Here is a 24,128-nt window from a genome sequence, read left to right as displayed (position 1 = left end):
GCCCGGAATACTGTTCGTTCCCCGATCCGGCGGTGTGCGACCGAACGGATTTCGGAGCCCGCGACCCCTGGTGCGCCGCTGCCGGCCCGGTGGACGCCCGTGCAGGTCGGCGCCGCTTTCGCCGCTCCGGCGGGTACTTGAATTAGGTAACCCTAAGTGATAGAGGCCACCCGTCGGTGCTCCCGCGAGGCTTGAATCGCTTTGACGAATTACGCAACAATGGCGTTGTGAAATACGCGAGCGAGGAACAGGAAGGGCCCGCGGTCGAGCAGACCGACGGGCCGGCCCCCTCCGCGCCCGAGAAGACCGAGCGGCGAGGGTCCGCCACCCACGCCGCGGCGCCGCACGATGAACAGCAGGGCACCCGCAACCGGGTCGCCCGCTCCATTCTCGACCACGGCCCGTCCACCGCGGCCGAGCTCGCCCTGCGCCTGGAGCTGACCCAGGCGGCCGTCCGGCGGCATCTGGACGCGCTGGCCGCGGAGGGCGTCGTCGAGCCCCGCGAGAAGCGCGTCTACGGCACCCGTGGCCGGGGCCGCCCGGCCAAGGCCTTCGCCCTCACCGACTGCGGGCGGGACGCCTTCGACCAGGCCTACGACCAGCTCGCCTCCGAGGCGCTGCGCTGGATCGCGCAGAGCGCCGGCGGCGGCGAGAAGGGTGAGGCGGCCGTCGCCGCGTTCGCCCGCGCGCGCCTCGCCGCGCAGGCCGAGGGTTACCGCGAGGCGGTCGAGGCCGCCGAGCCGGAGGCCCGTACGGAGGCCCTTGCGAAGGCGTTGACCGCGGACGGGTACGCTGCTACGGCGCGCAGCGCCCCCAATCCCCAGCTCGGTGAACAGCTCTGCCAGCACCACTGCCCGGTCGCCCATGTCGCCGAGCAGTACCCGCAGCTGTGCGAGGCGGAGACCGAGGTCTTCTCCCGATTGCTCGGGACCCATGTACAGCGTCTTGCCACCATCGCCCATGGCGACGGGGTGTGTACGACCTTCGTTCCGAAGGCCGGTGCCGGCAAGGCCGCTCACAGCACCGCACGCACCAGTAAGACCACCACAGCATCTGCAAGCACGGCCGGGAGGAACCCCGCATGACGCTCCCCACGGAGACTGCTCACCCCGAGCTCGAGGGCCTGGGCAAGTACGAATACGGCTGGGCCGACTCCGACGTGGCCGGCGCCTCCGCCAAGCGCGGTCTCTCCGAGGCCGTCGTCCGCGACATCTCGGGCAAGAAGAACGAGCCGGAGTGGATGCTCAAGCTCCGCCTCAAGGGCCTGAAGCTGTTCGACAAGAAGCCCATGCCGAACTGGGGCTCGGACCTGTCGGGCATCGACTTCGACAACATCAAGTACTTCGTCCGCTCCACCGAGCAGCAGGCCGCCTCCTGGGAGGACCTGCCCGAGGACATCAAGAACACCTACGACAAGCTCGGCATCCCCGAGGCGGAGAAGCAGCGCCTGGTCGCCGGTGTCGCCGCGCAGTACGAGTCCGAGGTCGTCTACCACCAGATCCGTGAGGACCTGGAGGAGCAGGGCGTCATCTTCCTGGACACCGACACCGCGCTCAAGGAGCACCCGGAGCTCTTCCAGGAGTACTTCGGCACGGTCATCCCGGTCGGCGACAACAAGTTCGCGTCGCTGAACAGCGCGGTGTGGTCCGGCGGCTCGTTCATCTACGTGCCCAAGGGTGTCCACGTCGACATCCCGCTCCAGGCCTACTTCCGGATCAACACCGAGAACATGGGCCAGTTCGAGCGGACGCTGATCATCGTCGACGAGGACGCCTACGTCCACTACGTCGAGGGCTGCACGGCGCCGATCTACAAGTCGGACTCGCTGCACTCCGCGGTCGTCGAGATCATCGTGAAGAAGGGCGGCCGCTGCCGCTACACGACCATCCAGAACTGGTCGAACAACGTCTACAACCTGGTCACCAAGCGCGCCGTCGCCTACGAGGGCGCGACCATGGAGTGGGTCGACGGCAACCTCGGCTCCAAGGTGACCATGAAGTACCCGGCCGTCTACCTCATGGGCGAGCACGCCAAGGGCGAGACCCTCTCCATCGCCTTCGCGGGCGAGGGCCAGCACCAGGACGCCGGCTCCAAGATGGTCCACATGGCGCCGAACACCTCCTCCAACATCGTCTCCAAGTCGGTGGCGCGAGGCGGCGGCCGGACCTCCTACCGCGGTCTGGTCGAGATCGGCGAGGGCGCCGCGGGCTCCAAGTCCAACGTGCTGTGTGACGCCCTGCTGGTGGACACCATCTCCCGTTCGGACACCTACCCCTACGTCGACGTCCGCGAGGACGACGTGTCGATGGGCCACGAGGCGACCGTCTCCAAGGTCAGCGAGGACCAGCTCTTCTACCTGATGGCGCGCGGCCTGACGGAGTTCGAGGCCATGGCGATGATCGTGCGTGGCTTCGTCGAGCCGATCGCCCGTGAGCTGCCGATGGAGTACGCGCTGGAGCTCAACCGGCTGATCGAGCTGCAGATGGAAGGTTCGGTCGGCTGACGCCCGGCCCCCAGCAGCGACTGACTCCCTGATTGCAGAAAGCGAGCACTACGACAGCCATGGCTGAGGCTCAGAACTCCCCCACTCTCGGCTCCGCTCGAGCGGGGGGACCCCCACCGGCGGGTTCCACGACCACCGGCTCACTTGCGGTGGCCGCGGAGTCCACCGTTGCCACCCGGATGAGCGCCCCGCCGTCCTACGACGTGGCGGACTTCCCGGTGCCGCACGGCCGCGAGGAGGAGTGGCGCTTCACGCCGCTCGCGCGCCTGAAGGGCCTGCACGACGGCAGCGCCGAGGCCGGCGGTCCGGACCTGAAGATCGACATCACCGCTCCCGAGGGCGTCACCCACGAGCTGGTCGACCGCACCGACCCGCGGGTCGGCAAGGCCGGCAAGCCCGTGGACCGGGTTGCCGCCCAGGCGTACAGCTCGTTCGAGAAGGCCTCGGTCGTCTCGGTCCCCAAGGAGACCGTGCTCGCCGAGCCCATCCGGATCACCGTGCACGGTGAGGGCGGCACCGCCTTCGGCCACCAGGTCATCGAGCTGGGCGCGTTCGCCGAGGCGGTCGTCGTCATCGACCACACCGGTGACGCGGTGCTCGCCGCCAACGTCGACTACCTCCTCGGTGACGGCGCCAAGCTGACCGTCGTCTCCGTCCAGGACTGGGACGACCAGGCCGTGCACGTCGGGCAGCACAACGCCCTCGTCGGCCGGGATGCGAGCTTCAAGTCCGTGGTCGTCACCTTCGGCGGTGACCTCGTCCGGCTGCACCCGCGCATCACGTACGCGGGCCCCGGCGGTGAGGCCGAGCTCTACGGTCTGTACTTCACCGAGGAGGGCCAGCACCAGGAGCACCGCCTTTTCGTCGACCACGAGGCGTCCAACTGCCGCTCCCACGTCACGTACAAGGGCGCGCTGCAGGGCCAGGACGCCCACGCGGTCTGGATCGGCGATGTCCTCATCCAGGCCTCGGCGACCGGTACGGACACCTACGAGCTCAACCGCAACCTCGTCCTCACCGACGGCGCGCGGGTCGACTCGGTGCCCAACCTGGAGATCGAGACCGGCGAGATCGTCGGCGCCGGCCACGCCTCGGCGACCGGCCGCTTCGACGACGAGCAGCTGTTCTACCTGATGGCCCGCGGCATCCCGGCCGACGAGGCCCGCCGACTGGTCGTCCGCGGCTTCTTCGCCGAGCTGGTCCAGCAGATCGGTCTCCCGGACGTCGAAGAGCGTCTGATGAGCAAGATCGAGGCCGAGCTGGAAGCGTCCGCGGCATGACGTACGTACGCGCAGCGGCGCTCAGCGAGCTGGAGGAGGACACCCCCAAGCGGGTGGAACTCGACGGCACGCCCGTCTCCCTGGTCCGCACCGAGGGGGAGGTGTTCGCGATCAACGACATCTGCTCGCATGCGAACGTCTCGCTCTCCGAAGGCGAGGTCGAGGACTGCTCGATCGAGTGCTGGCTGCACGGTTCGAGCTTCGACCTGCGTACCGGCAAGCCGAACGGCCTTCCCGCGACGCGCCCCGTCCCCGTATACCCCGTAAAGATCGAAGGGGACGACGTGCTCGTCTCCGTCACCCAGGAGTCCTGAGTTCCCCATGGCAACGCTTGAGATCCACGACCTGCACGTCTCCGTCGAGGCCGAGAACGGCCCGCGCGAGATCCTGAAGGGCGTCGACCTGACTGTGAAGCAGGGCGAGACGCACGCCATCATGGGCCCCAACGGCTCCGGCAAGTCGACCCTCGCCTACTCCCTCGCAGGTCACCCCAAGTACACGATCACCGGCGGCACCGTCACCCTCGACGGCGAGGACGTCCTGGAGATGTCCGTCGACGAGCGCGCGCGGGCCGGCGTCTTCCTCGCCATGCAGTACCCGGTCGAGGTCCCCGGCGTCTCGGTCTCCAACTTCCTGCGCACCTCCGCGACCGCGATCCGCGGCGAGGCCCCCAAGCTGCGGCTGTGGGTCAAGGAGGTCAAGGAGGCCATGCAGCGCCTCCAGATGGACCCCTCCTTCGCCGAGCGCAACGTCAACGAGGGCTTCTCCGGCGGTGAGAAGAAGCGCCACGAGATCCTCCAGCTGGAGCTGCTCAAGCCGGCCATCGCGATCCTCGACGAGACCGACTCCGGCCTGGACGTCGACGCGCTGCGCACCGTCTCCGAGGGCGTCAACCGCGTCCGCGAGACCGGCGAGGTCGGCACTCTGCTGATCACCCACTACACGCGCATCCTGCGCTACATCAAGCCCGACCAGGTCCACGTCTTCGCCAACGGCCGGATCGCCGAGTCCGGCGGCGCGGAGCTCGCGGACAAGCTGGAGGCGGAGGGCTACGAGGCATACACGAAGGGTGGCGCAACCGCGTGACACAGCTGCCGGGCCTCCTCGACACAGAGGCGATCCGTAAGGACTTCCCCATCCTGGATCGCCAGATCCACGACGGGAAGAAGGTCGTCTACCTGGACAACGCGGCGACCTCCCAGAAGCCGCGCCAGGTCCTCGACGCCCTGAACGCCTACTACGAACGTCACAACGCCAACGTCCACCGCGGCGTGCATGTGCTCGCCGAGGAGGCCACGGCGCTGTACGAAGGCGCCCGTGACAAGGTCGCCGCCTTCATCAACGCGCCGAGCCGCGACGAGGTGATCTTCACCAAGAACGCCTCCGAGTCGCTCAACCTCGTGGCCAACATGCTCGGCTGGGCCGATGAGCCCTACCGCGTGGACCGCGAGACCGAGATCGTCATCACGGAGATGGAGCACCACTCCAACATCGTCCCGTGGCAGCTGCTCTCGCAGCGCACCGGCGCGAAGCTGAAGTGGTTCGGCATCACCGACGACGGCCGTCTCGACCTGTCCAACATCGAAGAGGTCATCACGGAGCAGACGAAGATCGTCTCCTTCACGCTGGTCTCCAACATCATGGGCACCGTCAACCCGGTCGAGACGATCATCCGCCGCGCCCAGGAGGTCGGCGCGCTGGTCTGCATCGACGCCTCGCAGGCCGCCCCGCACATGGTGCTGGACGTGCAGGCGCTGCAGGCCGACTTCGTGGCCTTCACCGGCCACAAGATGTGCGGCCCGACCGGCATCGGCGTCCTCTGGGGCCGCCAGGAGCTGCTGGAGGACCTCCCGCCGTTCCTCGGCGGCGGCGAGATGATCGAGACCGTCTCGATGCACTCCTCGACCTATGCGCCCGCGCCGCACAAGTTCGAGGCCGGTACGCCCCCGATCGCCCAGGCCGTCGGCCTCGGCGCGGCCGTGGACTACCTCACCTCGATCGGCATGGACAACATCGCCGTGCATGAGCACGCGATCACCGAGTACGCCGTCAAGCGGCTGCTGGAGGTCCCCGACCTGCGCATCATCGGCCCGAGCACGGCCGAGGACCGCGGGGCGACGATCTCCTTCACGCTCGGCGACATCCATCCCCACGACGTCGGCCAGGTGCTGGACGAGCAGGGCATCGCGGTCCGGGTGGGTCACCACTGCGCACGGCCGGTCTGCCTGCGCTACGGAATTCCCGCGACCACGCGAGCGTCGTTCTATCTGTACTCCACGCCCGCCGAGGTCGACGCCTTGGTCGAGGGGCTGGAGCACGTCCGCAACTTCTTCGGTTAATCAAGCACAGCGGATGAGGACGAGGACTGACTGAGTCGTGAAGCTGGATTCCATGTACCAGGACGTCATCCTGGACCACTACAAGCACCCCCATGGGCGCGGTCTTCGGGACGGCGACGCAGAGGTGCACCATGTCAACCCCACGTGCGGCGACGAGATCACGCTGCGCGTGCGGCTCGACGGCGCGACGATTGAGGATGTGTCCTACGAGGGCCAGGGCTGCTCCATCAGCCAGGCCAGCGCGTCGGTGCTCAACGACCTCCTGGTCGGCAAGGAGCTCGGCGAGGCGCAGAAGATCCAGGAGACGTTCCTGGAGCTGATGCAGTCCAAGGGTCAGGTCGAGCCGGATGACGCCATGGAGGAGGTGCTGGAGGACGCGGTCGCGTTCGCCGGTGTCTCGAAGTACCCGGCGCGTGTGAAGTGCGCGCTGCTCAGTTGGATGGCCTGGAAGGACGCCACGGCCAAGGCCCTCTCCGAGGAGGCGAAGACCGCATGACCGAGACTCCGACCACCACCAAGCCCGCCTCCGAGGAGGAGGTCCGCGAGGCGCTCTACGACGTCGTGGACCCCGAGCTGGGCATCGATGTCGTCAACCTGGGGCTGATCTACGGCATCCACGTCGACGACGCCAATATCGCCACCATCGACATGACGCTGACCTCCGCGGCCTGCCCGCTGACCGACGTCATCGAGGACCAGGCGAAGTCCGCCACGGACGGCATCGTCAACGAGCTGAAGATCAACTGGGTCTGGATGCCCCCGTGGGGCCCGGACAAGATCACCGACGACGGCCGCGAGCAGCTCCGCGCGCTGGGCTTCAACGTCTGACGAGATCTCCTGAGCGCTTCGGCCGTGCCCGCCAGTCACCACTGGCGGGCACGGCCGTTTCGGCGTTTCCGGGGCCCGCGCATGACTATGTACACCCGTACGCAACGTTGTGTACGCTCGTACGCATGGCCCCCTTGATGCTCGCCGGAGCGATCCTGTCCGAGGTCCTCGCGACCACCGCGATGAAGTACAGCGACGGCTTCAGCAAGCTGTGGCCGTCGCTGTACACCGCGGCGGGTTATCTGCTGGCCTTCTTCCTGCTGGCGCAGACGCTCAAGACGATGAGCGTCGGCACCGCGTACGCCATCTGGGCCGGTGTCGGCACGGCGCTGATCGCCGCGATCGGGATGGTGTTCCTGGGGGAGAGCACCAGTGCGCTGAGGATCTTCGGGGTGCTGCTGGTCATCGCCGGTGTCGTGGTGCTGAACATGGGCGGGGCGCACTGATGGCCCGGCGCTACGACCCGGACCGGCGGCAGCGGATCATCGACGCGGCGATCGCCGTGGTGGGCGAGCGCGGGATCGCCGGGCTCAGCCACCGCTCGGTGGCCGCCGCGGCGGATGTCCCGCTCGGCTCGACCACGTACCACTTCTCGACCCTGGACGAGCTGCTGGTCGCCGCGTTGCGGCAGGTCAACGGCGAATGCCTGGCCGACTTCGCGCGCTGGGTGGACGGCCTCGATCCGGCGGTGCCGCTCACCGACGAGGTGGCCCGGTTCGTCGAGGAGGCCCTGACCGGGGACCGCTCGCGGATGCAGCTGGAGTACGAGCTGTATCTGGCGGCGCTGCGGCGCGAGGCGGTGCGGCCGATCGCCGCGGAGTGCCTGGACGAGATGGTGCGGCTGCTCGGACAGCGGATCGGCGATGTCCCGACCGCGCGGGCCGTGGTGGCGCTCACCGACGGACTGCTGCTCCAGCATCTGCTGACCGGGCAGCCCTTCGACCCCGCGTCGGTACGGGCCGGGCTGGCCGGGGTGCTGGGCTGAACGGCGGCCCCGGTGGCGCGGGCCTTGTGTGCCCGTACGAACCCGGTGGTGCGACCCTACGGAGCGGCCCGATCGCTGAGACCGGTTCGCCTCGGCGGGCGCCCTCCGGTTAGGTTTCGAACATGACCGAAGCTGCTACCTCCCGTACGACCGGCGCCGTCGCCGCCGGGCTCGCCACCGTCACCTCCGACGGCACCGTTCTCGACACCTGGTTCCCGGCGCCCCAGCTGGCCGCCGCCGACGGCCTGGGCCCCGCCGGCACCGAGCGCCTCGACGACGAGCGCGCCACCGAACTGCTGGGCGCCGCCGTGCTCAAGGCGATCGGTCCCGACCCGGTCCGCGAGGTCGAGGTCGTCGCCGTCCGCACGGTCATCGGCTCCCTCGACGACAAGCCGCTGGACGCCCATGACGCGTACCTGCGCCTCCACCTGCTCAGCCACCGGCTGGTCAAGCCGCACGGGCAGAACCTGGAGGGCGTCTTCGGCCTGCTGGCCAACGTCGCCTGGACCTCGCTGGGCCCGGTGGCCGTCGACCGGGTGGAGACGGTGCGGCTGAACGCCCGTGCCGAGGGCCTGCATCTGATGGTCACCGGCATCGACAAGTTCCCGCGGATGACGGACTATGTCGCGCCCACCGGTGTGCGGATCGCGGACGCCGACCGGGTGCGGCTGGGCGCGCACCTCGCGGCCGGTACCACGGTCATGCACGAGGGCTTCGTCAACTTCAACGCCGGGACGCTGGGCACCTCCATGGTCGAGGGCCGGATCAGCGCGGGTGTGGTCATCGGCGACGGCTCCGACATCGGCGGCGGCGCCTCCACCATGGGCACCCTCTCCGGCGGCGGCAAGCAGATCATCTCGATCGGCGAGCGCTGCCTGCTCGGCGCCGAGTCGGGTATCGGGATCGCGCTGGGCGACGAGTGCGTCGTCGAGGCCGGTCTGTACGTCACCGCGGGCACCCGGGTCACGCTGCCCGACGGCCAGATCGTCAAGGCCCTGGAGCTCTCCGGCGCGGACAACATCCTCTTCCGCCGCAACTCCACCACCGGAACCGTCGAGGCCCGCCCGAACAAGGCGGAGTGGGGCGGCCTCAACGAGGTGCTGCACAGCCACAACTGAGCGGTCACGGTCACACCACGGCCCGGCGGGTGTCCCGCCGGGCCGCGCTGTTGCCGTCACCCCGCTCACCGGCCCGGCCGGCCGCCGATAAGCTTGCGCCATGCGTGATCTTGTAGCGGGGATGCGGTATCTGGGCAAGGGGCAGCGCTGGGTCGCCCAGCACGGCCGGTGGTGGGGATTCGGGCTGATTCCGGCGCTGATCGCCCTGGTGCTGTATGCCGCGGTGCTCACCGTGCTGGCCATCTGGTCCGGCGATATCGCGGCCTGGGCGACGCCGTTCGCCGACGGCTGGGGCTCGCCCTGGCAGGGGCTGCTGCGCGGGGTGTTCGTGGCGCTGCTGTTCGCCGGCGGGCTGATGCTGTCGGTGCTGACGTTCACCGCGGCCACCCTGCTGATCGGCGACCCGTTCTACGAGTCGCTCTCGGAGAAGGTCGAGGAGTCCGAGGGGCACTGCCCGCCGTCCCCGGACCGGCCGCTCTGGCAGGAGATCTGGATCGCGCTGCGGGACAGCGTGCATGTGCTGCTGCGCGCCGCCGGCTTCGGCCTCCTGCTCTTCGTCCTCGGGTTCATCCCGTTCATCGGGCAGACCGTGATCCCCGTGATCGGCTTCTGTGTCTCCGGCTTCTTCCTCGCCGTCGAGCTGACCTCGGTGGCCATGCAGCGCCGGGACATCCCGGTGCGCGAGCGGCTCCGGCTGCTGCGCGGCCGCAAGGGCCTCGCGGTCGGCTTCGGCACCCCCATCGTGCTGCTGTTCCTGATCCCGTTCGTCGCGGTGGTGCTGATGCCGGGCGCGGTCGCCGGTGCGACGCTGCTCGTCCGTGACCTGGTGCCGGGCCCGGACGAGCCGTCCGAGCCGGAGCGGGGCGCGGCGGCCGCCGGACCGGACCAGACCGCGGCTCCGTACGGGCAGCCGGGCGCGCCGGGCGGCTTCGGGCCGCCGCCCGCCCCCTTCCCGCCTAACCAGGGACCCCCGCAGGCACCGCGGTATCCGCATCAGCAGTCCGGTCCAGGGTCGTCCGCAGCGCGTCCACCAGCCGGCTGGTGAGCTCGGCGTCGGCCGCCAGCAGCGGGCCGCGCACCGGTCCCGCGGGCAGCCCGAGGTGCTGGAGCAGCGCCTTCGTGGTGACCGTGCCGGGGGCTTCCCCGCCGGTCACCGCCTCGATGAGCGGGACCAGGGCGAGCTGACGGCGGGCCGCAGCGGCCGTGTCGCCGGCGTCATAGGTGTCCAGTACGGCGCGCACCGCCCGGGGTGCGGCATTGGCGACCGTGCTGACGCAGCCGGCGCCGCCGAGGGCCCGTAGCGGCAGGATCTGTTCATCGCAGCCCGCGTAGTAGGCCAGGTCCGTCGCGGCCAGCACCTTCGCCGTCTTCAGCGGGTCGTAGCCGCAGTCCTTGACCGCCACGATCCGCGGATGGGCGGCCAGCCGCAGCAGGGTCCGGGTGCTCAGCGCGGTGCCGGTGCGGCCCGGGATGTCGTAGAGCATCACCGGCAGTCCGGTGGCGTCCGCGACCGTCCGCAGATGATGGCCGACGGCCTCCTGGGTGGGCCGCGAGTAGTACGGCGTGACCACCAACAGGCCGTGGGCGCCCGCCCGTTCGGCGTCGCGGGCCAGGGAGACGGTGTGCCGGGTGTCGCTGGTGCCGACCCCCGCGATGATCCGCGCCCGGTCGCCGACGGCCTCGGCCACGGCCCGCAGCAGGGTCTCCTTCTCGGTGTCCGACGTGGTCGGGGACTCCCCGGTGGTGCCGCTCAGCACCAGTGCGTCGCAGCCGCCGTCGTCGACGAGGCGGGTGGCGAGCTGCTGCGCGCCGTCCGGGTCGAGCGCGCCGTCGGCGGTGAACGGGGTGATCATGGCGGCCGCGGTGCGCCCGAAGGGCGGCGCGGCGGTGCGGGGGGCGGTCAGGGTGGTCATGCCAGGAGTGTGAGGGCGCCTCATAATTCACGTCCACTTAGTTGTACTGCTGGGTTTGTTAAGCATCGCTACGCCAGTGCGGCCCGGAAACGCGAAGCGGCCGCCGCACCCTTCGGTGCGACGGCCGCTCGGGCATCACAGGCCCATCACGCGCCAGTCAGGCCGTTCCGCGAACGCTTCAGGTCCTGGGTCCGCTCGGAAGCGGACTCCTCCGACGACTTCGGCTTCCGCTGGTCGGCGCGCCTCTCGGCGGCACGGTCCTTGTTGCCCGACTTACGGTTCTGGGACTTCGGCATGATGACTCCCTATGTCTCGCCGAATGGTGCTTACCTGCCCAGTACCGCACCCCCGGCGGCAGTTGGCCCCCGGGCGTGGGCCGGACGGGTGACGAGGGAGTCACGTGCGGTGACCTTCCGCCGTGCTACGGGCGGATCCGCAGCACCTGCGGATCGTGGTCGCTGGCCTGGTCGGCGTACTCGGAGTTGAGGTGCACGATGTCGTAGTCGGCGCGGGTCAGCCGGCGGCTGGTGAGCATGTGGTCCAGCACCTGCGAATTGCCGTTGTAGACATAGCCGTAGCGCTCCGCGGCGGGCAGCCGGCCGACCAGATCGGTGAGCACACCCCCGGCGGTGAGGGACTTCAGGGCCGGCGAGAACTGGTAGTCGTTGAGGTCACCGGCGACCACCACCGCGGCCTTCGGGTCCTTCGCCAGCAACTCCTTGACGAACGTGTTCACCAGCCCGGCCTGGGCGGTGCGCTGGGTCTCCGAGCTGCGGGCCGGCGGCTGGAACCGGCTGTCCAGACCCTGGTCGCCGCCCTTGGAGTTGAAGTGGTTGGCGATCACGAACACCCGGCTCCCCGGGCGGCTCTTCAGCGAGAACTGGCCGACCAGCGGCTTGCGGCTGGTCTTCCACGCAGGGTCGTCCGGCGCGATCCGGCCCGGGGACGCGGACAGTGTGGCCTTGCCGTGGTCGTCGACCACCTTCACCGGTGTCGTGGCGTCCCCGCCCTTGATGTCGGTGAACGAGACCCGCTCGGGGTTGAACAGGAACGCCACCCGGATGTTGCCGCCGGGCTGGCCGCCGTCCTGGCCGTCGACCGGGTCGATCTGCCGCCACTCGTACGCCGGGCCGCCGGCCGCCTTGATCGCCTCGGTGAGCTTCTTGAGGGTCTCCCCGGCGGTCACCACCCCGTTGTTCTTGGGGCCGTTGTCGTCCTGGACCTCCTCCAGTGCGACCACATCGGGGGTGGCGAGGTGCTCCACCAGCCCCTTGGCCAGCCGGTCGAACTTGGCCTGCGGGGTGCTGGGGGAGAGGTTCTCGACGTTGTAGGTCGCCACCGCCAGCTCGTCGGACTTCTGCTTGCGGGTCTTCTCCGGCTCCGGGCCCTTGTCGGCGAGTTTGCCCAGCTCGGTGGCCTGAAGGGTGTATCCGCCGAAGCTGTCGTAGTCCAGCGGCCCGGCGGTGGTGCCGGTCAGCGCGTCGCCGACATCGGCCACCGGGAACGGCTGCTGCGCGAACGGGATCAGCGACGCCACCTTGACCCGGCCGCCGTTGGGGTCCGCGTACGAGCGGTAGAGCGTGCCGCCGCGGGCCGTGCGGTGGTGCCGCGGCTCGGCGGTCACCCACAGCTCGTGATGGGTGTTGGTCGCCCCGACGACCGGCGCGTCCGCCACCGCTACGCGCATGCCCTCCAGCGACTCGTAGCGGTCCAGGGCGTACGAGCCGGGGCGCAGCTTCAGGGACTCGATGCTCTTGCCGCCCGCGTTCGGGGCGTAACGATTCGGCACCGAGGCCGGGTTGAGCGGGAAGACGGCCGGCAGCGGGGCGTCGGCGGAGACCGTCTTCCAGGTCGCATCGGTGATCTCGGTGACCGACTGGAGACCGGCGTCCTTGCCGCCGGGGTAGTACTCGCTGACCGTGCCGGAGAAAGTGACCGCGTCACCGACCGTGACCTTCGGCGTCTCCTTGCCGGTGAAGACGAAGACCGCCTCACTGGTGGCCGGGTCGCGGTCCGGGTGCGGGTCCTGCACCCAGAAGCCGCGCGCCGAGCCGAACGAGCGGATCGCGGTGACCGTACCGGGCACCTCGCTGACCTGCTGCCCGGCCAGCGGGGATATGCGGGTGCTGCCCTGGATGTCGTGGATCCGGGCGCCGGCTGCCGAGGCGGACTGGGTGGCGGTCAGCAGTCCGCCGGCCAGGGCGGCGCAGACCACCGCGGCGACGGTGACCGGTCTGCGGAGCGAGCGACGGGACGGCATGGATGCCTCCGAGGGGTTTGGGGGGTGGCTGGGGCAACGTCGATACGAAGCGGGACCGGCGCACGCTACGCGCGTCGATCTGCGTCAATCTCTTGTGCACGCACGGGAGTTGTCAAGCTTCTGCGGGTAACCAGAAGGGGGCGCGGGGGTGAACCGTCCGAGATACGGAGAATTCCGTCTACGCTTGGGCGGCGCACACCCCAGCCACCGCTGGGTGGGGGTTCCCCCAGCGGTAGCTGGAGGAGTATCCCCAGCCGTAGTCCGTCCGAGGAGCTGAGCACCCGATGTCCGCAGACCGCCCCACCCTGCCGCCGGTGCGGCTGCACTCCGAAGCGGAACTGGCCCGGGACGCGCTGAGCGCCCCCCTGATGGCCCGCGCCGCGAAGCTCGCCCGCTGGGCCGAGCCCGGCGTCCCGGTCGGCGTCGGCGGCCAGATCCTGGAAGAGCCGCTGGCCGCCGCCACCGAACACCTCGGCCTGGCCGGTGACGAGGACGGCCCCGCCTACACCGCCGAGGCCTGGCAGCTCGCGGTGGACACCGGACTCGTGGAGATCACCGAGACCGAGGAGAGCGAGGACGGCGCCGACCTGCCCGACGACGCCATGGCCGGGATCGCCACCCCCGGCGAGGAGCTGGGCCTGCTCACCTCCGGCAGCCCGCAGGACATCCTCGACATCTGGCTCGGCGGCATGGAGACCGTGCTCGCCGACGCGGCCGCCCCCGACCTCGCCGACCTCGCCGACCAGCTCACCGAGGGCGGCGAACTGGATCTGGACGCGCTCGACTGGAACCCCGAGGAGGAGGCCGAGCTGCTGGACGGCATCCTCGGCAACCTCTATCTGCTCACGGCCCTGAACGAGCGCCCTGACCAGGAGGTTCCGCTGCCCGCGCTGGCCGCCTCCATGATCGTCCCGGACGATATGGACGAGCCCACGGACGATGTCCTCGAAGAGGTCTCCGAGGCGATGATGCGCCTGGACGACCAGTTCCGGGTGCTGGAACCGATCGGTCTGGTCGCCTACCAGCCCGTCGACGAGGCACTCATCGAGGAGCTGGACGAGGACGGCGAGACGGCCCTTCCCCAGAAGCCCCGGGGGACCTCCGACGAGCCGCTGACCGACGAGGACGTCTCCCGCTACGGCCTGGTCCGCCTCACCCCGCTCGGTGTCTACGCCGTACGCGCCCGGATGCTGGACGCGGGCGTCCACGCCCCCGCGGTCGGCGACCTCACCGACAAGGGCTCCGATGTCCTCCTGGACGCGCTGCCCGACTACCCCGAGGCGCTCGCCCAGGCCGAGTCCGAGCTCTGGCTCGCCGCCCGTACGCCCGTGGACGCCGCCCGGGACCTGCTCACCGCCGCCCGCGGGGACGACGAGCGCGCCCCGCGGCGCCGGCTCGCCGCCCAGCAGACCCTCTCGCTGGTCTCGCCGGACGCCGAGGCCGCGCTGCGTGAGGTGCTCGACGACCGGCAGCTCGGCGGCCTGGCCCGGGTCTGGCTCGCCGAGCGCGCGCTGCCCGGCATCCCCGAGCCGTCCCAGGAGCTGATCTTCTGGCTGACGGTGGACACCATCGCGGCCCAGCTGGACAGCGTCGACGAGGACGCCTCGACCGAGCTGCGCGACCTCGTACAGGGCCTGACCGAACAGCACAGCGGGTTCTTCGACACCGCCTGGCGGGTGGACCACCCGGCCACCGCCGACGTCCTGGAGGCCATGGGCCGCCTGCACCCGGACAAGAAGGCCGCCAAGGAGGCCCGCAAGGCCGCGTTCAAGGCGCGGTCGCGACGGTCGGGCTAGGGCTTGTCCGGGCGTGTCCGGCGGACCAGGGGCAGCCCCGATCCGCCGGACACGCCCGCTAACCCGCGCTCCGCTTCTCCAGGCGGCTGCCCCGCGGCAGGGTGACGGACATGATGTCGCCGGGGGCGTCCAGGGCGAGGCGGTGCCACCGCCCGCGCGGCACGATGACCGCGGTGCCGGGCGTCAGCGCGATCTCCTCCTCCGGGTCTCCCGGCTGTTCCGGGCGGAGGACGAGGCGGATACCGCCGGTGAGGCAGGAGACGAGTTCCTCCGCGTCGGGGTGGACTTCCCAGTGGTCGGCGTGGAGATCGGCGTCGGTCTCCACATGGAAGGTCATCAGCTGCCAGCCGTCGCGCTCGGCGTCGAACGAGGGCGGCTCGGCGCGCACCCGGCGGTCGTCGAGGTGGAGGAAGGAGCTGAAGAGATCGATCGGGGTGACGGTCATGCCGGGAGGTCCTTCCAGCGGTGGGTATTCAGACGGTGGGTTTTCGGGCGACGGGTTTTCGGGCGGTGGGGTGGTGGCACGGGGGCGGCCGTTCGCGGCCGTCTCACTCGGCCAGGGCGCGGCGCAGGACGGCACCGAGTTCGGCGATCTGGCGCTGGGACACCTCGGCGGACAGGATCGCCTGCGAGCCGTGGAAGGTGCCGGGCCACTGATGCAGCTCGACCGAGACGCCGGCCTGTAGGAGGCGCAGCGCGTAGGTGATGTCCTCGTCGCGGTTCGGGCAGAGTTCGGCGGTGGCGATATAGGCGGCGGGCAGGCCGGAGAGGTCGGCGGCCCGTGCGGGGGCGGCGTCGGGTGTGGCGGGGGCGCCGCCCAGGTAGTGCCGCCAGGAGGCGGTGACCTTGTCGCGGTTCATCCAGGGCGTATCGGTGAAGTGCCGCTGCGACCAGGTCTCCTGCCGGTCGTCGAGTCCGGGCTGATTGAGCAGCTGGTAGCGGATCGGCGGCCCCTGCCGGTCGCGCGCCCGCAACGCCAGCGCCGCCGCGAGCCCCGCGCCCGCACTGTGCCCGCCGACCGCGATCCGCTCCGGGTCGATGCCGAGCCCGGCCGCGTGCTCCGCCGTCCAGGCCAGTACGGCGTACGCGTCGTCCAGGGCGGCCGGGTACGGATGCTCGGGGGCCAGCCGGTAGCCCACCGAGATCACCACCGTGCCGGAGAGGTCCGCCATCCGGGCCGCCCAGGGGTGCTCGGTCTCCAGGTCACCCATGACGAATCCGCCGCCGTGCAGCCAGACGACGGCGCCCTGGGCCTCGCGCGGGCGGTAGATCCGCACCGGCACGTCCGGATCGGCGGGCACCGTGCGGTCCTCGATGTCCAGGCGGGTGACGTCCGGCGCCGGGACCGCGGCGGCCAGGTCGGCGAAGTTCTTGCGCTCGGTGACCGGGTCCGTCAGATCGGCCCGGGGGAACAGCGGGATGAATGCTTCGAGTTCGGGATCCATGTCGGCCATCCTCACCGTTGCCGGCCCACCGGATCATCCGCCAACTGTCGGCCATCCCGCCCGAGTTGCCCGCCGGTCGGCGCCTATCCTCGGCACATGGAGGCACTGGCCGCACGGCTGTCGCAACTGGATGCGCAAGGCGAGGGCGCGATCCGCGTCGTCATGTTCTACGACACCCTGATGCGCCGACGGGTGGATCTCCCGGCGCTCGCCCGGGCCTCGGCGGGCCTGGCCGAGTGCGTGACCGGGATCCGGCTGCACGGCACCGGGCAGGTGATCCGCTTCTCGCCCGACGGCACGGCGGCGGCCGCTCCGGCGCCACCGGCGTCCACCACGGCACCGATCACCCTCGACGAGGAGGAGATCGGCACGGTGTGGCTGGAGCGCCCCGGCCCGCCGGGCGCGCCGAACCTCGACGAGCTGCTGCTGGAGCGGCTCGCCCTCGCCGTCGCGGCGGTCGTCGAGCGCTACGGCCCGGCCCGCACCACCATGGCCGACCCCGCCCTGGTCGAGCTGGCGATCAGCGCCGACAGCGACGAGGCGGCCCGGGCCCGGGCGCTGCGGCTCCTGGGCTTCGCCGCCGACCTGCCGGTCCAGGTCGTCGCCGTACGGTCGCCGCTGCCGCTCGACCGGATCGGCGGGCTGCTCTGCCCGGCCCGCCCGGTGAAGGCCGCGCCCCTCGCCGATGTGGGCGTCATCCTGGCCACCACCGTGGACCGGACGCGGATTCCGGCCGGTGTACGCGCCGGCCTCGGCGCCGCCGCGCGCCCCGACCGGTCCTGGCGGGAGGCCCGTACCGCCCTCCGCTTCACCAGCCCGCGCGAACCGGTCATCCGCTACGCCGACCTGGGCGCACTGGCACTGCTGGCCGAGATACCCCGGGACACCGCGCGGGACAACGCCGATGTGGCCGCCATCGCCCGGATCGCCGGCCGCCCGGCGGACCTGGAGACGCTGGACACCTACTGCGCCGCCGGCTCCCTGCGCCGCGCCGCCGACCTGCTCCACCTGCACCACAGCAGCGTCGCCCGGCGGCTGGAACAGATCGGCAAGATCCTGGGCATCGACCTCACCGAGCCCACCGGACTGACCCGGGCCGGGCTCGCCCTCACCGCCTGGCGGCTGCTCGACGGCTGAGGGAGCGGCCCGGTGGCAACCGCTGCCCGGATGTCGCATCGCGTTCAACTGGAGTTCGGCGGCGCACGAGAGCGTGTGCCCGCAGGCAAGGGGAGAAGAATCCGGCCATCCAGGAGATGACAATGCCGCTCACCCGCAGAGACTTCGCCAAGCGTTCCGCCCTCACCGGTGCCGGGGTCGCCCTGGCCGGCAGCGTCGGCGTGCTGGCCACCGCGCCCGGAGCCATCGGCGCGGAGGCACCGGCCGGCGGCCCGGACGACGCGGCGGACGGGCACGGTGTCGGCTACGGCCCGCTGATCCCGGACCCGGAGGGCCTGCTCGCGCTGCCCGCCGGGTTCTCGTACCGGATCATCACCCGGACCGGGGTCACTAAGCTCGACAGCGGTGAGTCCACCCCCTCGAATCACGACGGCACCGGCACCTTCGAGGGCCACCGCGGCACCACCCTCCTGGTCAACAACCACGAGCTGAAGGGCCCGCGCGCCGACTGGCCGCACCCGGTGCCGCTGACCGAAGGACTGGTCTACGACCCGGCGGCGTCCGGCGGCTGCACCGTCGTCGAGGTCGCCAAGGACGGCAGCCCGGTCGGCGAGTGGGTCGGCATCGCCGGTACCTCCACCAACTGCGCGGGCGGCACCACCCCTTGGGGCACCTGGCTCACCGGCGAGGAGACCGAGGACAAGGCCGGCGAGCACGGCATGACCAAGGACCACGGCTATGTCTTCGAGGTCGACCCGCACGACCGCCGGGCCGGCCGCGACCCCAAGCCCGTCAAGGCGCTGGGCCGCTACGCCCACGAGGCCGTCGTCGTCGACCCCAAGCGCGGCCACCTCTACCTGACCGAGGACGCCTCCGGCCCCAACGGCCTCTTCTACCGCTGGACCCCGCCGCACGGTTTCCGCCACGGCCGCGGGCAGCTGCGCTCGCTCGCCGGTGACTCGGGGGTGCTGGAGGCCTTCAAGTGCTTCGACTCCGGCGGCCGGTTCGTCGACGACCTCTCCCGCGCCACCAAGACCGGCACCGTCTACGGCGTCGACTGGGTCGAGGTCCCCGACCGCGACGCCCGCAAGGTCTCGGTGCGCAAGCAGTTCACGGACGGCGAGATCACCCGCGCCCGCAAGCTGGAGGGCCTGTGGTGGGCGGACGGCGGCGCGTATGTGGTGTCCTCGTACGCCCGTGACGAGAGCCCGGTCCAGCACGACGGCCAGGTCTGGTTCTACGACCCCCGGCGGCGGACCCTGACGCTGAAAGTGCTGCTGGGCGTCAACCCGGACCCGGCCAAGGACGGCGCGCTGGACGGTCCCGACAACATCACCGTCTCGCCCTACGGCGGGCTGATCATCGCCGAGGACGGCGAGGGCGTCCAGCACCTCTTCGGGGCCACCGACGACGGCCGGACCTACCCGATCGCCCGTAACGAGCTCAACATCGGTACCGCGGCCGAGCCCGAGTTCAGCGAGTTCACCGGCCCGGTGTTCTCCCCGGACGGGCGGACGCTGTTCGCCAACATCCAGGAGCCCGGCATCATGCTGGCCATCACCGGGCCGTGGAAGCGGCAGCGCCGCCAGCGCTAGCCGGCCGTCCGGCGGCGGCTCAGCCGGCCGCCGCCGTCAGCAGGTAGTAGTCCAGCAGACCGGTCTCATACGCCGTCAGATAGCGGCGCGGCCACTCGTCGTCGCGGAGCTCCGGCTGCTGGGCCATATAGCGGTCGTAGGGCTCCCAGACCCCGTCGCCGATCGGCCGGACCCGCACCTCCCGCAGCCCCGCCGCGGTCAGTGACGCGGCGACCTCGTCGACCACATGCGGGACGTCCAGGCCGTCGGCGTACGGGGGCAGCAGCTCGGGCAGGGCGCGGGCGGCCGCCCGGGTGCGGGCGAAGAACGTGGTCAGCGCCAGCCGGCCGCCGGGGCGCAGCACCCGCGCGGCCTCCCGGGCGAAACCGGGCAGATCGCGGAAGTGCTGCGCCGCCTCTACCGAGAACAGACAGTCCACGGAGCCGTCGGGCAGCGGGATGCGCTGGGCCGCGCCCAGCAGGAACTCCAGCCGGCCGGGGGAGCCCCCGGCCGCAGGGAGCAGGTCCGCGTTGGCGTCCCGGGCACGGGCGATCTGGTCGGGGTGCGCGTCCAGCCCGATGACCGGCTCCAGCCCGAACTCCCGCAGCGCCAGCGCACAGCCCAGCCCGCGTCCGCAGCCGACGTCCAGGGCGGTGCGGCCCCGCGGCCGGTCGAAGGTGCCCAGCACCAGGCGGTAGAGATCCTCCTCGCTGCGCACCCGGTCGGCCGTGGTCAGCTCGCGGTCCGCGGGGCCGGGCAGACCCGTCCAGTACCCGAAGTTGATGAAGCCGCCGGCGAAGGCGGGGACGGTGCTGAGGTCGAACTCGCCGTAGACCCGCGCGACCCGCTCCGGAAGGTCCGGGGGTGCTGGGCCGTCCGGGGGGTCCGCGGGGCCGGCCGGCGGCGGCTGCTGCGTCATCGAACGCTCCTCGTGCGTGCCGTGGGGGACATGCCGTGACGGGCTCTGCCGTGACGGGGCGAGGCGGAAGGGCGTGGCGGAGAGGGCGGGATCCGGGGGCCGGTGGACGGGGGAGGAGAGGCTGCTGAGCTCGTCGATACGGACGACACAATTCTCGGTCCTGGCCCGTTGACGCACCAGGGAAGGGCGTCCGTGGCGGTGGCGCCGCGCGGGTGAGGCGCCGCGGCCCGCCTCCCTGGCGGCGGCGGGGCCGTCGGGGAAGCGGGCGTCGTCGGATCACAGGGCCTGGCCGGCCGGTTTGACCATGCCGCGGACCGTGCGGGCGTCGACATACTCGCCCAGTGCGGTCATCTCCCACTCGCCGGAGAACTGGCGGATGAGCTTGGCCATCATCACGCCCGTACGGGGCTCCGAGTGGGTGAGGTCGAAACGGACCAGCTCCTCGCCGCTCTGGGCGTCCAGCAGGCGGCAGTACGCCTTGGCGACATCGGAGAACTTCTGGCCGGAGAAGGAGTTCACGACGAAGACCAGGCCCGTGACCTCCGGGGGCAGCCCGCCGAGGTGGACGGTGATCGCCTCGTCGTCGCCGGCGCCCTCACCGGTGAGGTTGTCGCCGGAGTGCTGGATCGCGCCGCCCAGGATCATCAGCTTGCCGAAGAAGCAGTTGTCGACCTTCTTGCGGTCCGGGCCGTAGGCGATCACGGAGGCGTCGAGGTCGATGCTCTTGCTGCGGAAGGCGGGCTCCCAGCCGAGGCCCATCCGCACCGAGCTGAGCAGCGGACGGCCGCCCTTGACCAGGGAGACGGTCTGGTTCTTCTGGAGGCTGACGCGGCCCTTGTCGAGGTTGATCTTGCCCGGGGCGGCGGCCGGGGCGGGGGCGGCAGCGGCGGGGGCCGGGGGCGCGACCGGGGCCGGGGCGCCGGTGGGCGGTCCCCACTGGCCGGTGGGTGCTGCGGGCGCCGGGGCCGCGGCCGGGGGAGCGGGGGGTGCCTGCGGGGCGGCGGGTGCGGCCGGTGCCTGCGGGGCCGCGGCCGGTGCGGCCGGTTCCTCCACGCTGACGCCGAAGTCGGTGGCGATCCCCGCCAGGCCGTTGGCGTAGCCCTGGCCGACCGCGCGGACCTTCCAGGCGCCGGCCCGGCGGTAGATCTCGACGACCACCAGCGCGGTCTCGGTGCCGAGCTGCGGCGGGGTGAAGGAGGCGAGGACGCTGCCGTCGTCGGCGTTGCGGACCGTGCCGGTCGGTTCGGTGCCGGCGAAGGTCGCGCCGGGGGCGTCCAGGCTCGCGGTGACCACGATCTTCTCGATGCCGTCGGGCACCGCGGCGGTGTCCACCGTGATGGTGTCGCCGCCGCCGGCCGCCGCGGAGTGCGTCACGCCCGGCCCGGCGGGCTGGTTGTAGAACACGAAGTCGTCGTCGGAGCGCACTTTGCCGTCGGCGGCCAGCAGCAGGCCCGAGACGTCCAGCCGCACGGGGGCGGTGACGTCCACCGCCACCCGCACGGCACTGAGCGGGAGGTTCGAGCCAGGAGTCATAGCGGTCATGCCGGGCTCAACGATCGGCGCGCCTTTGCGGTTCCATTACCTGCGGCCGGATGGCGGCCCGGCCCGTTCACCGCCGTTCGCGGGAGTTGCCGAAGAGCAGCCGGTAGGCGATCAGCAGGACCAGGGCCCCGGCGATCGAGGCGACCCACATTCTCGGCTCGCCGAAGTCCTTCGGGATCGGCTCGTGCAGAAACTTGGTGGAGAGCCAGCCGCCGATGAAGGACCCCACGATGCCGATCAGGGTCGTGCCGACGATCCCGCCCGGGTCCCGTCCCGGCAGCAGAACCTTGGCGATGACGCCCGCGATCAGCCCGAGTACGAGCCAGCTGACGATGCCCATGATGCGTTCCTCGTTCCTGCGCGGAGAGTCGGTACGTAGACGAGGACGCCTGGTGGGCGGCACGGGTTCCGTGGCGTGGCCCGTGGGGTGCCCGGTACGGCCGTGGGGCGCGCCGGTCAGTGCGGCCACCGGGGCGGGTCGGTGCAGAAGGAGCCGCCGAGATGGGCGTGGGCGGGGTTGCCGGGGTCCAGCGCGCCCTGGGCGGCGAGCAGCTCCGCCGCGTACGGCTCGGAGTCGTCCCGCGGGGTGTACCCCAGCGCGCGGGCGGTCGACAGGTCCCACCACAGACGGGTGTTGGCGGAGGAGCCGTAGACGACGGTGTGGCCCACGCCGGGCGCGGTGAGCGCGGCGTCCAGCAGCCGTGCGCAGTCGGCCGGGCTCAGCCAGATCGACAGCATCCGTACCGAGGTCGGCTCCGGGCAGCAGGAGCCGATCCGGACCGAGACGGTCTCGATGCCGTGCAGGTCCCAGTAGAGCGAGGCGAGATCCTCGCCGAAGCCCTTGGACAGGCCGTAGTAGGTGTCGGGGCGGCGGGGTGTGCCGACGGGGATGGCGCCGGAGCCGTCCGCGGGGCGCGGGGTGAAGCCGACGGCGTGGTTGGAGGAGGCGAAGACGACCCGGCGGACACCTGCCGCGCGGGCCGCCTCGTAAAGACGGTAGGTGCCCTCGATATTGGCGCGCAGGATCTGCTCGAACGGGGCTTCCAGGGAGATACCGGCGAGGTGCACGATCGCGTCGACCCCGTCCACCGCCGCGCGCAGCGCCTCCGTATCGGCCAACTCGGCGGTGATCGCGTCCGGTTCGCCGTCTGTGGTCTCGATGGTTCGCTGGTCGAAGAGGCGCAGCCGGTAGCCGTACGGCGGCAGCAGCTCGCGCATCAGGGTGCCGACGCCGCCGGCGGCGCCGGTGAGCAGGACGGTGCGGGGTGCGGTCATGGGCGGCGACTCCTCCGGCCGTGCGGCAGGGCCGCGGTTGCGGACGTCATTCAGATGGCTGGACACCGACCGTAGGAAGCCGGATCTCGGCCGGTCAAGACGCTTGACGGGTGGTGTGAAACGGCTTGTGGCGCGGCAGTTGTGGCACCTTGACCACCGCGGTGCGGCTGCCCTAGCGTGGCGCCGTTCAGAAATATGGACGTCGATCATGAATATGCACAGGCACGCCAGGGAGCGCCCGTGACCTCAGCCCCTCCCCCCGCCACCGCCGGGAGGCAGCAGCGCCGGCTCGCCGACCGCCTGGACGGCCCCCTGTTCTTCCCCGTGACCGCGTACGGACCGGACGGCGCCCCGGACCCGGCCGCCTTCCGCGCCCATGTACGCGACGGCATCGACGCGGGCGCGGCCGCCGTCTTCGCCTGCTGCGGCACCGGCGAGTTCCACGCGCTCACCCCCGGGGAGTTCGCGGACTGCGTCGCGGCCGCGGTCCAGGAGGCCGCGGGCCGGGTCCCGGTGATCGCCGGCACGGGCTACGGCACCGCGCTCGCCGCACAGTTCGCCGGGCTCGCGCACGCCGCGGGCGCCGACGGGCTGCTCGCCCTGCCGCCCTATCTCGTCGTCCCCGGCCAGCAGGGGCTGCTGGCGCACTACACCGAGCTCGCCGCCGCCACCCCGCTCCCGGTCATCGTCTACCAGCGCGACAACGCCGTCTTCGCCCCCGCCACCGTCGCCGCCCTGGCCAGGACCCCCGGCATCATCGGCCTCAAGGACGGGGTGGGCGACCTCGATCTGCTCCAGCGCATCATCAGCACCGTCCGCACCGAGGCCCCCGACGAGAACTTCCGCTACTTCAACGGCCTGCCCACCGCCGAACTCACCGCACCCGCCTACCGGGCCCTGGGCGTCCAGCACTACTCCTCCGCGGTCTTCGCCTTCGCCCCCGAGATCGCCCTGGCCTTCCACCGCGCGCTGAACACCGGCGACGACACCACCGTGCAGCGGCTGCTCGACGGCTTCTACCGGCCCCTGGCCGAACTCCGCAACCAGGGCCACGGCTACGCCGTCTCGCTCGTCAAGGCGGGCGTACGCCTGCGCGGCCGCGACGTCGGCCCGGTCCGGCCACCGCTCAGCGAACCGTCGCCTGCACATGTGAAGGAGCTGGCGGGGCTGGTCGAACGTGGCTTGCGGCTGGTGGCGGAGGGGGTGGGGGGTGGCGGGTGAGGGGGCACGCCGTC

Annotated in this window: 25 protein-coding genes; 16 read left to right on the top strand and 9 right to left on the bottom strand. The window is 71.4% G+C overall.

Annotation, left to right across the window (positions count from 1 at the left end):
* The first annotated feature begins 227 nt into the window (after positions 1 to 227).
* The 12 genes from CP981_RS09535 to CP981_RS09480 all read left to right on the top strand — a co-directional run bounded on the left by CP981_RS09535 (position 228) and on the right by CP981_RS09480 (position 10,098).
* The gene (locus CP981_RS09535) at positions 228 to 1,085 is read left to right on the top strand and encodes a helix-turn-helix transcriptional regulator (protein WP_085927736.1); all 858 of its coding nucleotides are present in this window, start codon (positions 228 to 230) and stop codon (positions 1,083 to 1,085) included.
* The gene (sufB, locus tag CP981_RS09530) at positions 1,082 to 2,503 is read left to right on the top strand and encodes a Fe-S cluster assembly protein SufB (RefSeq protein ID WP_085927735.1); all 1,422 of its coding nucleotides are present in this window, start codon (positions 1,082 to 1,084) and stop codon (positions 2,501 to 2,503) included. The genes CP981_RS09535 and sufB overlap by 4 nt, the downstream gene beginning before the upstream one ends.
* Before the next feature lie 59 nt (positions 2,504 to 2,562).
* Positions 2,563 to 3,783 (top strand): Fe-S cluster assembly protein SufD, encoded by a 1,221-nt coding sequence (sufD, locus tag CP981_RS09525; protein ID WP_085927734.1) that lies wholly within the window; start codon positions 2,563 to 2,565, stop codon positions 3,781 to 3,783.
* Positions 3,780 to 4,097 (top strand): non-heme iron oxygenase ferredoxin subunit, encoded by a 318-nt coding sequence (locus tag CP981_RS09520; protein WP_018091858.1) that lies wholly within the window; start codon positions 3,780 to 3,782, stop codon positions 4,095 to 4,097. The genes sufD and CP981_RS09520 overlap by 4 nt, the downstream gene beginning before the upstream one ends.
* 7 nt (positions 4,098 to 4,104) lie before the next feature.
* Entirely contained in the window at positions 4,105 to 4,869 is a 765-nt protein-coding gene (gene sufC / locus CP981_RS09515; protein WP_085927733.1) for a Fe-S cluster assembly ATPase SufC, read from the top strand.
* Entirely contained in the window at positions 4,866 to 6,122 is a 1,257-nt protein-coding gene (locus tag CP981_RS09510) for a cysteine desulfurase (RefSeq protein WP_085927732.1), read from the top strand. The genes sufC and CP981_RS09510 overlap by 4 nt, the downstream gene beginning before the upstream one ends.
* 37 nt (positions 6,123 to 6,159) lie before the next feature.
* Positions 6,160 to 6,618 carry a Fe-S cluster assembly sulfur transfer protein SufU gene (sufU, locus tag CP981_RS09505; RefSeq protein ID WP_030411905.1) on the top strand — a complete coding sequence of 153 codons (459 nt, stop codon included), beginning with the start codon at positions 6,160 to 6,162 and terminating at the stop codon, positions 6,616 to 6,618.
* Complete coding sequence (locus CP981_RS09500) at positions 6,615 to 6,950, top strand: metal-sulfur cluster assembly factor (protein ID WP_085927731.1); 336 nt, start codon at positions 6,615 to 6,617, stop codon at positions 6,948 to 6,950. The genes sufU and CP981_RS09500 overlap by 4 nt, the downstream gene beginning before the upstream one ends.
* A 125-nt stretch (positions 6,951 to 7,075) precedes the next feature.
* Entirely contained in the window at positions 7,076 to 7,396 is a 321-nt protein-coding gene (locus tag CP981_RS09495; RefSeq protein WP_085927730.1) for a DMT family transporter, read from the top strand.
* The gene (locus tag CP981_RS09490) at positions 7,396 to 7,935 is read left to right on the top strand and encodes a TetR/AcrR family transcriptional regulator (protein ID WP_085927729.1); all 540 of its coding nucleotides are present in this window, start codon (positions 7,396 to 7,398) and stop codon (positions 7,933 to 7,935) included. The genes CP981_RS09495 and CP981_RS09490 overlap by 1 nt, the downstream gene beginning before the upstream one ends.
* A 122-nt stretch (positions 7,936 to 8,057) precedes the next feature.
* Positions 8,058 to 9,053, top strand: a complete 996-nt coding sequence (dapD, locus tag CP981_RS09485) for a 2,3,4,5-tetrahydropyridine-2,6-dicarboxylate N-succinyltransferase (protein WP_085927728.1) — start codon at positions 8,058 to 8,060, stop codon at positions 9,051 to 9,053.
* Between the two features lie 100 nt (positions 9,054 to 9,153).
* Positions 9,154 to 10,098 carry an EI24 domain-containing protein gene (locus CP981_RS09480; protein WP_085927727.1) on the top strand — a complete coding sequence of 315 codons (945 nt, stop codon included), beginning with the start codon at positions 9,154 to 9,156 and terminating at the stop codon, positions 10,096 to 10,098.
* Here the strand turns inward: CP981_RS09480 and dapA are convergent.
* From dapA to CP981_RS09470, 3 genes are all read right to left on the bottom strand, one after another.
* Positions 10,010 to 10,966, bottom strand: a complete 957-nt coding sequence (gene dapA / locus CP981_RS09475) for a 4-hydroxy-tetrahydrodipicolinate synthase (protein WP_085927726.1) — start codon at positions 10,964 to 10,966, stop codon at positions 10,010 to 10,012. The two genes, CP981_RS09480 and dapA, sit on opposite strands and share 89 nt — an antisense overlap.
* A 146-nt stretch (positions 10,967 to 11,112) precedes the next feature.
* A complete protein-coding gene (locus tag CP981_RS37610) occupies positions 11,113 to 11,262 on the bottom strand; it encodes a hypothetical protein (protein WP_167536074.1) in 150 nt (49 codons plus the stop codon).
* A 125-nt stretch (positions 11,263 to 11,387) separates the two neighbouring features.
* On the bottom strand, positions 11,388 to 13,226 hold the full coding sequence (locus CP981_RS09470; RefSeq protein WP_085927725.1) for an endonuclease/exonuclease/phosphatase family protein: 1,839 nt from the start codon (positions 13,224 to 13,226) through the stop codon (positions 11,388 to 11,390).
* Between the two features lie 284 nt (positions 13,227 to 13,510).
* On the opposite strand from CP981_RS09470, the gene CP981_RS09465 reads away from it, so the two are divergent.
* Positions 13,511 to 15,022, top strand: coding sequence for a hypothetical protein (locus CP981_RS09465; protein ID WP_085927724.1), 1,512 nt, complete (start codon positions 13,511 to 13,513; stop codon positions 15,020 to 15,022).
* Between the two features lie 58 nt (positions 15,023 to 15,080).
* On the opposite strand, the gene CP981_RS09460 is transcribed toward CP981_RS09465, so the two are convergent.
* A complete protein-coding gene (locus CP981_RS09460; protein WP_085927723.1) occupies positions 15,081 to 15,467 on the bottom strand; it encodes a cupin domain-containing protein in 387 nt (128 codons plus the stop codon).
* 103 nt (positions 15,468 to 15,570) lie between these two features.
* Positions 15,571 to 16,467 carry an alpha/beta hydrolase gene (locus CP981_RS09455; protein WP_085927722.1) on the bottom strand — a complete coding sequence of 299 codons (897 nt, stop codon included), beginning with the start codon at positions 16,465 to 16,467 and terminating at the stop codon, positions 15,571 to 15,573.
* Between the two features lie 96 nt (positions 16,468 to 16,563).
* Between CP981_RS09455 and CP981_RS09450 the strand changes: the two genes are divergently transcribed.
* Positions 16,564 to 17,604, top strand: coding sequence for a helix-turn-helix domain-containing protein (locus CP981_RS09450; RefSeq protein ID WP_085927721.1), 1,041 nt, complete (start codon positions 16,564 to 16,566; stop codon positions 17,602 to 17,604).
* A gap of 122 nt (positions 17,605 to 17,726) precedes the next feature.
* Positions 17,727 to 19,178 (top strand): alkaline phosphatase PhoX, encoded by a 1,452-nt coding sequence (locus CP981_RS09445; RefSeq protein WP_085927720.1) that lies wholly within the window; start codon positions 17,727 to 17,729, stop codon positions 19,176 to 19,178.
* A gap of 19 nt (positions 19,179 to 19,197) precedes the next feature.
* Here the strand turns inward: CP981_RS09445 and CP981_RS09440 are convergent, their stop codons facing one another.
* The 4 genes from CP981_RS09440 to CP981_RS09425 all read right to left on the bottom strand — a co-directional run bounded on the left by CP981_RS09440 (position 19,198) and on the right by CP981_RS09425 (position 22,893).
* On the bottom strand, positions 19,198 to 20,076 hold the full coding sequence (locus tag CP981_RS09440) for a class I SAM-dependent methyltransferase (RefSeq protein ID WP_085927719.1): 879 nt from the start codon (positions 20,074 to 20,076) through the stop codon (positions 19,198 to 19,200).
* Between the two features lie 276 nt (positions 20,077 to 20,352).
* The gene (locus CP981_RS09435; RefSeq protein ID WP_085927718.1) at positions 20,353 to 21,609 is read right to left on the bottom strand and encodes a TerD family protein; all 1,257 of its coding nucleotides are present in this window, start codon (positions 21,607 to 21,609) and stop codon (positions 20,353 to 20,355) included.
* A gap of 76 nt (positions 21,610 to 21,685) precedes the next feature.
* Positions 21,686 to 21,958 carry a GlsB/YeaQ/YmgE family stress response membrane protein gene (locus CP981_RS09430; RefSeq protein WP_085927717.1) on the bottom strand — a complete coding sequence of 91 codons (273 nt, stop codon included), beginning with the start codon at positions 21,956 to 21,958 and terminating at the stop codon, positions 21,686 to 21,688.
* Between the two features lie 116 nt (positions 21,959 to 22,074).
* Positions 22,075 to 22,893 (bottom strand): NAD-dependent epimerase/dehydratase family protein, encoded by an 819-nt coding sequence (locus CP981_RS09425; protein WP_085927716.1) that lies wholly within the window; start codon positions 22,891 to 22,893, stop codon positions 22,075 to 22,077.
* A gap of 240 nt (positions 22,894 to 23,133) precedes the next feature.
* Here CP981_RS09425 and CP981_RS09420 point away from each other — a divergent pair, with 240 nt between their 5' ends.
* Complete coding sequence (locus tag CP981_RS09420) at positions 23,134 to 24,114, top strand: 5-dehydro-4-deoxyglucarate dehydratase (protein WP_280116700.1); 981 nt, start codon at positions 23,134 to 23,136, stop codon at positions 24,112 to 24,114.
* The last annotated feature ends 14 nt before the right edge of the window (positions 24,115 to 24,128 follow it).

The sequence above is a fragment of the Streptomyces platensis genome (assembly GCF_008704855.1).
GTDB lineage: Bacteria > Actinomycetota > Actinomycetes > Streptomycetales > Streptomycetaceae > Streptomyces > Streptomyces platensis.
The sequence above is the reverse complement of the archived record's forward strand: the minus strand, read 5'-3'. Positions and strand labels throughout refer to the sequence as shown.